We start from the raw sequence: 5,509 nt of genomic DNA on the forward strand, positions 1-5,509 counted from the left end.
TAATGATCTAAAATTTAACAATTTAGGTTTGGTTAATTGTGCTGAAATATTAGAGAGAGAGAGAGAGAGAGAGAGAGAGAGAGAGAGAGAGAGACTATACACAGCTAACTAATCATTTTTATTTTAAACAAATAAATCTCGGAAAATATTTTTTGAGATGCGTTCTCACGTCTTTACATTTCCTAAACACAATTTTTTCATGTAATTGGTGTCGATTACATAGTGATGTTGTGCCCCGAAAAATCCAATCAATAAAATATAAAGTACCCCAAAAGACAATAGTAATGAAAACATTCAAGACAATATTGGTTTGCCTATTATTTGTGAACACTCTTAATGCTCAACAAAAGGTAGGTATTGGTACAACCAATCCGCAAGCTACACTTCATGTTGAAGGAGACTTGAGAGTGACAAATACGCCTATTCTTTCTAATCCCACAGCATTGGGCATAGACGATGAGGGGCGTGTATACACCACTCAGAAAACAACAAAAGCAATGATTGTACAGTCGTCAAACGATCAGTTATATGCGACCACCGACCCGATTATTGCTAGTTTCAATAATGCTACCCCCATAATTGTAGAATGGAGTAATAGCGATATTATAAGTAATAATATAATGACATTCAATAGTGCTGATAATTCGTTTACATTCGATAAAATAGGCACCTACGAAGTGAGTGGTTATATCAATTATAGGGCAGGAGCTAAAGTGGCAACTACTTTGGCTCAAGTGTCTTCTATTGCTGTTAATCTTATTGCGCTCAATGTCACTATACAGTTGTACGAGGCAGCCACAAACAGTTGGCGTAATATAGCAGGTGTTAGATACTTAACATCGGGTCCTGGTATTGATAAATATCCCGAAACGATTATGATTCCCTCTGTAGCTTATAATTTTAAAGCGGGCGATAAAATACGTGTAGTTTTTTACCGACCTCTAGCCAACTTTGCTTCCCCACACGCTACATCTTCCGAATTGGGTATCCAAAAGCCCGAAGGATTACTATTTACCAAAGGCTTAAAAGTTATCAATAGTAGTAACTGATTCATAAAACACTAACTAAAAGAATATAAAGTATATCACTACAAAATATTTCATCAAATGAAAAAAATAAAATTACTTATTACTTGTCTTTTGTTTACAAGTATAATTAATGCTCAGGTGGGTATTAATACCGAGAATCCGCAGTCCACACTTCATGTCCAAGGAGATATGATAATAACCGATACTCCTCCATTAACTAATGCTACAATACTTGTTGTAGATAATGAGGGACACGTGGGTACAGCGGCTTATGTGCCGGCTAAATTGTTTCTTATACAGTCGGGTACAAATCAGTTATATGCACCTAACGGAAGCGTGGCTGATAGCTTTAATCAAGCCGAACCTATTATAGTGGCATGGGCTCAGAGTGATATTAAGTCCAACAATATTATGGTATTGAATAGCGACAATACATTTACTTTTGAAGAAGCAGGCACTTACGAATTGAGTGGCTATATCAATTATAGGGTGGGTAGCGCTATTGCTACAACTCTGGCTGATATAACCAGTATAGCTAAAAATTTAGCTACCCTTAATGTTGTAATACAGCTTTATAATGCTAATACAAGTAGTTGGACAAGTCTGGCAGGTTCAAGATATTTGATTTCGGGTCCGGGTATCGATAGATATGTTGAAACTGTTCATGTACCTCCCGTTTTGTATAAATTTGCAGCCGGGGATAAAATAAGGATGATATTTTTCAGACCCACTGCTTCGTCAGGAATGTTGCATGGAACAACTTCCGAATTTGGCATAATTAAGCCCGATGGGATGGAATTTACTAAAGGCATGAAAGTTATTGCTTATTAGGCTAGAAGTCCTTATTGTATTGGTATATTGTATAAAATAACAAACCTATCAAAAGTATTGATAGGTTGTTGTTTCTTTTGTTGTCGTTCAATTTTCTTTTGTAACCGAGGCGTTACCTATGGCATAACTATGTCCGTAGTGCAATTTTTCGTTTCGATATTATTGCGTGTGTGCAAAAGTATTAAAATCTAGTTGGTTTTACAACATAATTGTGTAAAAAAAGAGCAGTTAATTAGATTTTAATTGTTTTAATTGTTAAAATGGAAGGTGTTTTTTCATTAATTGAGAGTAATAATCCTTTTTTGTCAGAATTTTAAATAAAAGGATTATCTTTGCATTTGTTAAACGGGAAATTAACATTTTTTTTATCACTGAAAATGACAACACTATTCACTGACGCTTTTGTTTGTAAAAATCTGAATTTTAACTATCGCAAATTAAGTTGCTGTATCCAATCGTGTGAGACAGTGTACGAGTATTGTTATATATCATAATCATATTCTATTGTGACATAAAAAAATGAGGTCACATAAAATTGTGTGTTTATTATTGTAGTTATATCTGTATCTGCACTAATTATACATTTTATAGTACCTCTGTTGTACCATTGGTTGGGGAACTATTGGGCTTAATGTTTTTTGATTATGGGTAAACTGTGTTCAGTTGCGAGGTTTAGTGATTGTCCTTCTCTGTTTTATTTAGAGAGAGAACGTATTTAATGAATGAGAACGACAAAATGAGGAAAACAATTCTATTAGGGTATGTACTGATTATTTCAGTCTCACTGTTTGGTCAAGTAGGAATAAATACCCGAATACCCTATGCCGGTAGTGTATTGCACATTGATGGTAAAGGAAACAATACATCGTCTACGGGGGCAATAGTTGCCGAAGCAGCAGATGATGTGGTGATTGATAAACAGGGCAATGTTGGTGTTGGTGTACTACAACCGAAGGCAAAGCTACATATAGATACATCCAATGGCACACTTAAGCCACTTCGTTTGGCAGACGGATCGCAGGGTGTTAACAAATACTTTTTCTCAGATACCGAGGGTAGGGGTACATGGAAAGATAAACCCATAGCCAATGGTATTGTATATTATAGTGCCACACCAAGAACATTCACCAAAAATGTATTTACGGAACTTCCCGTAGAAGTTAATTCTGCTGGATATAGCCGTATAACAATACCCCGAGCAGGTAACTATGTATTTACCTTGCGATGGTGGGGAGCTTTAGATGCTTTGCCTATCGGTACGAAGCTAATGTCGGCAGCCACTATTCAGCTATGTAGGTATGTAAATGCAACTACGGCTACTGTTCTCGATCAGACTACTTATTATACTGCAGTTACGGGAGTGGGAGGGAGTACCACCCGTTTTTCGTTTACCGTAAGTTTTTTTGCCTCTAACCTTCCCGCAGGTTATGTCATGTTTTTAAGACTCCGACCCGATGATGGCTACAATTGGGCAACAGGTGCAGGGTTGAGTGCAGGGCAAACAACAGCAACTATTTATTATCCGAGTATAATGGTCTATAATATTTGAAAACAAGAAAAACGAATGAAAAAATATATAACTCTATTAGGTTTGTCGCTTTTGATGTCTTCTATCACTATAGCTCAGGTTTCAATAAATACTAAAAATCCGCAAGGCATATTTTACATTGACGGAGGGGCTGATAATGCAACCACTTCGGCAAATCGTTTCAAGAACGATGTGATGGTAGATGCCAACGGTTCGCTGGTGTTGGGTAAAGCTACACAGCCATCAGTTGGATTGGCAAAGGTAGATATTACTTCCGATGCGGCTTATGGCACTCTAAAAATGGTAGACGGTGGCGAAGGTGATGGTATGGTTTTGTTGGGCGATGCTAATGGATATGCCCGATGGGGTATGCTAAAAGGTAGTGGAGGGTATAAACTTTCGCTTACAGCTCCTACGGGTGCTATGGCAACAGGCTCTTTTTATACAATGACTTTTAGCAACAAGTTGAATTATATTCCGATAACCGAGCAGGGAAGCTATATTGTTATGGTGAGAATGTCTGCTACATATACCGGTGCATTGGGACGTACGGGCGGATATTTCTATCTGCATAAGAATACTGTAAATACCGCTACTATGGGTATTGACTCGATAGAAATGTATATGGAATGTTTGAGCGGTAAAAAATTCTCTACATATACCGTACTTCGGGCACTCGATCTGGCGGTAGGCGATAAGATATATTTGGTGATGAAACCGCAAACGGCTGGTACATGGACTCTGGATCTTAGTTTGACTACCGTATTCTTTTATCGCGTATAAATATTCTTCCATTAAGTTAAGTAAATTATGAAACAAGTAGGATTAACTTTTTTATTGCTTCTATCATTCGGTCTTGCTTATGCACAGATCGGGATAAATACAGAACGTCCTTTATCGATATTTCACGTGGATGCAGCGAGTGATAATGCGGCAACACCTACGGCTGACCAGATATTGAATGATGTAGTGATAACTTCCGCAGGCAATATGGGGGTGGGAACACTTACTCCGTCGGTGAAACTGGAAATCGTAAAGGGTGCAAATGATGCTTTACGGATTAACGATGGTTCTACCATGTCGGCAAAGGTATTAGAGTCGGATGCTAATGGTATAGCGAGTTGGACAGAGCAGCCTGCATCATACGCCAAATCGTATAGAGCTACTACGGCTGGACAGAAGTTCTATTATAATACAATAACGGTATTGGCTACAAATCAGCCAATTGTTATCCCTCAAAAAGGAAAATATTTACTTACTCTCCGTTGGTGGGGATATAATAGGCTCGATGTTTCGTTACGTCATATTCTTAGTGGTTATATTTATGTCAGAAAGAAGGGTACTACTGCTTATCTTGATCAGATCGAATATTATATGACAGGTACGGTAAACGATGTTCTTACTTTTACCACTTCTTTATATTTAGGTGACAGAGCGGTAAATGAAGAGATTGAGGTCTTGATCCGTCCTGTGATCGGAACAGATGGTACGGTAGGGGCTCTTCAATGGGAGCTTATAAATAATGCAGCACGTCCCGATCTTATGCCTCAGGTTATTTTGTATTCAATTTAGAGATATAAGTATATTTTAAAGCAGGTGTATATTCAATTTTAGAGTATATACCTGCTTTGTTTTTTGGATCTTAGATCTGTGCTTTAACTGTTAAATAGCTTCTAGGGATATTTTAATGAGATATTGTTTCTATAAATTATTCTTACTGTTTATCGTTTCTTGTAATTGCTCCTTTATTATCTTATTACTCTATATATGTGATTATAAGCTTTTGTTTTTTTGTTGTCTTATCTGAAAAATATAGAAATAGATTTTATTTATGATGTAATTTGTTTTATATATAACTATTGCAATTCAATTACTTGCGTGTGTTAAATTTGAAAAGAAGATGAAAGGCAAATATCTTAAGCTATTTTCCAAATAAGAATTAGATTTACCATATTTGAAATATGATTTTAATACATATCTTTGTGCCAGTAAATAAATGTTTATAAACGATTTATGCAGACTCTTACGGCACACTTAACTATCAAATCAGCATCATTATTTGTTGATAATAAGCTTAATTTTAACGATTTAAGTTTGGATAAGTGCGTTGAAATATTAGAGA

At 36.5% G+C, this 5,509-nt stretch carries 5 protein-coding genes; all 5 read left to right on the forward strand.

Annotated elements, in window-relative coordinates:
- The first annotated feature begins 284 nt into the window (after window positions 1-284).
- The 5 genes from HGC4_RS04165 to HGC4_RS04185 all read left to right on the forward strand — a co-directional run bounded on the left by HGC4_RS04165 (window position 285) and on the right by HGC4_RS04185 (window position 4,959).
- On the forward strand, window positions 285-1,049 hold the full coding sequence (locus tag HGC4_RS04165; protein WP_050708867.1) for a hypothetical protein: 765 nt from the start codon (window positions 285-287) through the stop codon (window positions 1,047-1,049).
- Between the two features lie 57 nt (window positions 1,050-1,106).
- A complete protein-coding gene (locus tag HGC4_RS04170) occupies window positions 1,107-1,859 on the forward strand; it encodes a hypothetical protein (RefSeq protein ID WP_050708868.1) in 753 nt (250 codons plus the stop codon).
- Between the two features lie 736 nt (window positions 1,860-2,595).
- Window positions 2,596-3,408 (forward strand): hypothetical protein, encoded by an 813-nt coding sequence (locus tag HGC4_RS04175; protein WP_185099943.1) that lies wholly within the window; start codon window positions 2,596-2,598, stop codon window positions 3,406-3,408.
- Window positions 3,409-3,423: 15 nt separating this feature from the next.
- Window positions 3,424-4,170 carry a hypothetical protein gene (locus HGC4_RS04180; protein ID WP_050708870.1) on the forward strand — a complete coding sequence of 249 codons (747 nt, stop codon included), beginning with the start codon at window positions 3,424-3,426 and terminating at the stop codon, window positions 4,168-4,170.
- Between the two features lie 27 nt (window positions 4,171-4,197).
- Window positions 4,198-4,959: a hypothetical protein gene (locus HGC4_RS04185; protein ID WP_050708871.1), complete on the forward strand. Its 762-nt coding sequence runs from the start codon at window positions 4,198-4,200 to the stop codon at window positions 4,957-4,959.
- Window positions 4,960-5,509 lie beyond the last annotated feature (550 nt).

The sequence above is a fragment of the Dysgonomonas sp. HGC4 genome (assembly GCF_001261715.1).
Lineage (GTDB): Bacteria > Bacteroidota > Bacteroidia > Bacteroidales > Dysgonomonadaceae > Dysgonomonas_A.

Bases quoted from the DNA above. Each gene is read 5' to 3' on its own strand.
- HGC4_RS04165 (WP_050708867.1), top strand. From the start codon at position 285: ATGAAAACATTCAAGACAATATTGGTTTGCCTATTATTTGTGAACACT.
- HGC4_RS04170 (WP_050708868.1), top strand. From the start codon at position 1,107: ATGAAAAAAATAAAATTACTTATTACTTGTCTTTTGTTTACAAGTATA.
- HGC4_RS04175 (WP_185099943.1), top strand. From the start codon at position 2,596: ATGAGGAAAACAATTCTATTAGGGTATGTACTGATTATTTCAGTCTCA.
- HGC4_RS04180 (WP_050708870.1), top strand. From the start codon at position 3,424: ATGAAAAAATATATAACTCTATTAGGTTTGTCGCTTTTGATGTCTTCT.
- HGC4_RS04185 (WP_050708871.1), top strand. From the start codon at position 4,198: ATGAAACAAGTAGGATTAACTTTTTTATTGCTTCTATCATTCGGTCTT.